A 3,811-nucleotide genomic window follows, 5' to 3' on the forward strand; every position below is an offset into this window, starting at 1 on the left:
GGCTTAATGGAAAGTTGGTTTTGTATTTGGGATGTTTAGTGACAACGGAAAAATAAGGATTTATTTGATTATGTAAACTAAAGGCAGCACATTATATTTCATTGTAAAACAAAACTTTATGGAAAAACCATTTAAATTAGAAGAAGGAATATATTTTGAAGATTCTAAACAAATCCTTGTTTTTGGAGAAAGTTTTGAAGAATTACTTAAAATTAAGAGTCCAGAAGTAAGGGAAAATGGCGACGTTCTAAAATGGTTTGGTAAATCCTGCTTTGGTGGTCAAAAGTTGAATGTAATTGTTTATAAAAACCAACTCACTTTTTGCCGACGATTTACAAGTTTAAAAAGAAAAATTATTGTATTTTAGATCGTATATTACATTATAATTAACTAATTTAATTTTTCAGACAAACTGAGGTCAATAGCAAATCGCTATCTAAACTATAAAAATAATGGAAAAATACTTACGACAATTAATTTCAATAGAATTTGACGACAAGAAAGAAATTTTTACCGGTTTTCTTATTGATTGGACCGAAGATTGGATTTTACTGAAAAATAACCCTGTTGATTTTATAATTGATGGCTATACGATATTAAAAAACAAGAATGTAAAGTCTATTATTCAAGACAAGGACCATGAATTCACGGAAAGAGTAATTAAACTTAAAGGTTTAAAAACAAGCGCGGAGGAAATCATTCCGCTTAAAGATTTGTTTTCAATTATACATTTTCTAGCGGATAAATATGAAATTTTTCAGATTGCAAAAAAATCAGATAAAGCAGTTTATCTTGGGAAATTAATAGAAATAAATGAGGAAGAGCTTATAATTGATTTTTTGGGAATCGAAGGGGAATTTGAAGGTGAGATGAGTTTTAAGCTGAACAAAATAAGAGTTATAGAATTTGATACCGATTATATTAATTCTTTAAAATTAATTGTTGACAAAGAAAAGAAAGGGTAATTGACTTTGCACCGAGTACTAAAGATTCAGTTTTGTTGATATGCGGTAGAGAACAATTAAAAAGCCCTCCAGAAAAATCCAAAGGGCCATAAATTAAAATCTTATTTTTTTGATTCTTCAACAGAAACTTTTCTAAACTCTTTTAAAAGTTTTTCCAGTTCCAAAGTTGATTTACGGGCTCTAGGTCCTGCAGCTTTGATACCTTTCTCAGTAAGAGATTCAGATTCTGTTTTGAATGTTTCGAATTCGGCGTTGATTTTTGCAACTAAATCTTTCATGATAATATTGTATTAAATTAGGCTGCAAAAATAGAAGTTTACGGGTAGGGCAGGGATATTTTGTTGTTAAAATTGCTGTAATTGAGCGAAGATTTTATTTTCTATCGTGGGAAAAACCAATCTATTCTTTGTAAAGATCTGATGCAATTAAAGTTACTTTTTTCTTAGCTCTTCCATAAAATAGGTAGTTGGCATACCCGTTTTAGCCAGAAAAGCATTTGCAAAACGTTGAGTGCTGCTAAAACCTGCTTCGTCTGCCAAGGATCCATTGGTGTAATGTTTATATTTGGGTTCATTGTGCAGCAGTGAAATAATATAGTCAATGCGAAGATCATTAATATATTCCACAAAACCTTTATCCTTATAATGATGTATAATAGTGGATAAATACTTGGAGTTGGAGTTGAATGATGCGGAAAGTGTACCCAGATTCCAATCTTTTTCTAAAAATTTTTTATCCCTTTCAAATTTTTCCATTTGTTTCAAAACCGTAGAAACGGTGTCCGGATTTATGTCAAGAATCTGGGATTTTTCATTTTTAAATTTCGGTTTATTTTTATTATCATTTAACTGAGTCATCAATTCCCCAAATTTCTTTTTATAAAGGCTTCTGTTTTTAAAATGGCGATAGGTCATAAACACTATTGTTAGGAAAGACAGTAATATTACTCCTGCCGAAATGAAATCGTAATATTTCTCGCGAGCAAGCTGTTTCTTGATTTCTTCTCTTTCGGATATTAATTCTTTGGTGTCATATTCTTTATACACCTTTCCGATTAAGTGTTTGTTAGTTTCTATAAGAAGTGTGTCTGCCTTTAGCAGCTGATCTACATAATACAATTGCGTATATAAATCATCTTTGGTTTTATAATAGGTGATCAATAGTTCATATACTTGACGAAGATCTGGTCGCAAATAGTTCTTTTTCTTAAAAATTTCATCAACCCTTTGAAAATACGGCAGTGCTTTATTTTTTTGATTTGTTGACCAATAGCTTTTACCGATATAAAAGTTACCAATTGATTCATTTGCAAAATCTTTATTCTCTTTTATTTCTTCGAGTGAGGATTGAATGTTTTTTATTGACGCTGCATAATTTTTTTTATAATATTCATTTATTCCCTCTGAATGATTAAAGTAAGGAATCATTTCTTTGATTTCTAATCGGTCACTTTCAGATAGTCCTAATGTATTGGTTTCAGAACAACGGCCATAATCTCCGATTTTATTATAACATAATCCCAGAGAATGCAGGGAGTTTAAGTACGGTCTTGGTTCGCTGTCTTTGTAATATGTCACACATTGTTTCAATAGTGCAATTGCTTCATCGTAAAGACCAATATAGAATTTAATCAATGCAATGTGATATTTTACCTTATGTATCTGATATTTATCGTTGGTCTTAGAAATGAAACGGTTTGCAATTAGATAATTGTCCATTGCTTCAATTTGCTGTTTTTGCCCGTAATAAACAATACCTTTTGAAAGATAGGCCGATCCAATTACAGCATCTTCATTCGTTTTTTTTGCTGCAAGAATCATACTGTCTGCATAGATAAGGCGCAATTTATCCGGCGACTGATGCAGTATGTTTTGGTATGCATTTGTGACTTCTTTCCAATTATGCTCTCTTTTTGCTTTTTGTAAATAGACAAATAAATAAACGGAAGCTTTTGTGCTGTCTTTTCTCAGCTCATATATTTTTTCATCCAGATAATCATAGCTCTTATTTACCAAAGAATCAGTAGCTAAATGCGTGTTTTTTTGTCCGGTGATAAATTGAGACACCAGCATGGGGAGTAAAAGTAGGAGATTTCGATTCATGGTAGGTTGCAGGTTTAGTGAGTAAAAGGCTTTGTAAAAATATCCGTGCAAGCTTCTAAAGATTGTCAGTATAGTTTTATGAGGCAGAAATCAAAAATACTATAAACATTTGAATTGTAGCGTTTTATTTATAATAAAAGAAGTATGGATTTCCATGAAATCCATACTTAAAATCATGAAAACCCACAGATATCAGGTTGTGTGACGTTTTTTAACGGAATAGATTTGCGTCGAATTCAAAAGCAAAATGTTCAGCATCGTGCTGAATAAAAGTTCTGCTTATCCGGGTGAAATGAACTGAGAAGAAATTCTCATTTACATTTTAAATAACCATAACCATGAAAAATCTTTTAGTATGCATCGTGACCTCTTTATTTTTTATTTCATGTTCAACAGATTCAGATTTGGATAATTCTGAGAACAGGGCAGATCTGTCTTTGGTGTCAAATATTTCTAAGGCTCCAGAAAATATGGCAAATTCCTTGGATTTGAAGGGGAAAACATTCTATGAAGCGCTTGCGCTATATCGCTTGAGAAATAGGTTTCCAAACTCAATTGATGAAATTACCAGTCAAATTAAGTTTGTTTCTGCAAAAATTGGTTCAAAGTCCATTACAAGCAAAAGTGTAATAGTGTTTAATGATGATATTGTCCAGTCTATTATGGCAGATCCTGATAATATGATGATAAGCATTGTACAGAGCAGTTCGCTGGGATCGGCTGCAAAAACAGACCTTATTGTTT

5 protein-coding genes are annotated in these 3,811 nt (G+C 31.7%); 3 read left to right on the plus strand and 2 right to left on the minus strand.

The window, feature by feature from the left end; all coding sequences use genetic code 11:
* The first annotated feature begins 118 nt into the window (after positions 1-118).
* Together VFS71_RS02030 and VFS71_RS02035 are read left to right on the plus strand one after the other, a co-directional pair.
* Positions 119-367 carry a hypothetical protein gene (locus tag VFS71_RS02030; RefSeq protein WP_326399078.1) on the plus strand — a complete coding sequence of 83 codons (249 nt, stop codon included), beginning with the start codon at positions 119-121 and terminating at the stop codon, positions 365-367.
* A gap of 85 nt (positions 368-452) precedes the next feature.
* On the plus strand, positions 453-965 hold the full coding sequence (locus VFS71_RS02035; RefSeq protein WP_326399080.1) for a hypothetical protein: 513 nt from the start codon (positions 453-455) through the stop codon (positions 963-965).
* Between the two features lie 101 nt (positions 966-1,066).
* Here VFS71_RS02035 and VFS71_RS02040 read toward each other — a convergent pair whose 3' ends face one another.
* Both VFS71_RS02040 and VFS71_RS02045 read right to left on the minus strand, forming a co-directional pair.
* Complete coding sequence (locus tag VFS71_RS02040; protein ID WP_126515069.1) at positions 1,067-1,243, minus strand: histone H1; 177 nt, start codon at positions 1,241-1,243, stop codon at positions 1,067-1,069.
* A gap of 153 nt (positions 1,244-1,396) precedes the next feature.
* A complete protein-coding gene (locus tag VFS71_RS02045) occupies positions 1,397-3,067 on the minus strand; it encodes a helix-turn-helix domain-containing protein (RefSeq protein WP_326399082.1) in 1,671 nt (556 codons plus the stop codon).
* A gap of 338 nt (positions 3,068-3,405) precedes the next feature.
* Between VFS71_RS02045 and VFS71_RS02050 the strand changes: the two genes are divergently transcribed.
* The coding region (locus VFS71_RS02050) for a hypothetical protein (RefSeq protein ID WP_326399084.1) at positions 3,406-3,811 on the plus strand (406 nt) is incomplete at its 3' end.

The organism is Flavobacterium sp. (assembly GCF_035760125.1).
Taxonomy (GTDB): domain Bacteria; phylum Bacteroidota; class Bacteroidia; order Flavobacteriales; family Flavobacteriaceae; genus Flavobacterium.